The following is a 592-nucleotide window of genomic DNA, read 5'->3' on the forward strand; positions in this document are numbered from 1 at the left end:
CAGAAGATAGGTATTTAAAACTATGCCCAGATGGCCAAATTCCTGTTTTGCGTGATGTACGAAATCCATCTTCTTTTATTGCTTGTGTTGATTCAAAAGAAATACCTCCTACTGAAGGACTTCCTAGAGATAAATTTAAACTAATTGCTACTAATGAGGAAAAGTATAATGAAATATTGAAGCGTCGTTTAAAAAAAAGGCAGACAATAGAATGGTTCGTAATAGGCTTTATAATAATCACCATAATGTCTCTTCCGATTAACATACTCTGGAGATTTAGGTTAAAGATTCCTGCGTTTTTATTTACAATAATGACCGTCTTAGCTGTTATTGCCATTCCCTTCATATTCTATTGATAGTTATTTTTGCAAAAAGTGCTTCTGAAGCGCATTAAGAGCAACGCGTAATGAATTCACAAGATATGGTAGCGTTTGATCTTCTATAACGAGGTACTGTAGCGCTGCATAAAGGTTATACTGTCTATAGAGGCATTGGGCTTCTTTTAGTGCCTCTTGCACGGCTTGATAGTGATTTGTTGCTTTTTGAACCCATTGTTCAAAGCTATCTGGATCTGAATTTGTAGACACATCAT

At 35.5% G+C, this 592-nt stretch carries 1 protein-coding gene and 1 pseudogene; one reads left to right on the forward strand and one right to left on the reverse strand.

The features are described from left to right. A partial coding sequence (locus ACFINC_RS11500; protein WP_375617286.1) for a hypothetical protein occupies positions 1 to 356 on the forward strand: 356 nt, incomplete at its 5' end. Between the two features lie 3 nt (positions 357 to 359). Here the strand turns inward: ACFINC_RS11500 and ACFINC_RS11505 are convergent. Next, positions 360 to 592 (reverse strand): annotated as a pseudogene (locus ACFINC_RS11505) (hypothetical protein); the annotation flags it as partial.

This window comes from Bartonella sp. AP58NXGY (genome assembly GCF_042195785.1).
In the GTDB taxonomy this organism is placed as follows: domain Bacteria; phylum Pseudomonadota; class Alphaproteobacteria; order Rhizobiales; family Rhizobiaceae; genus Bartonella.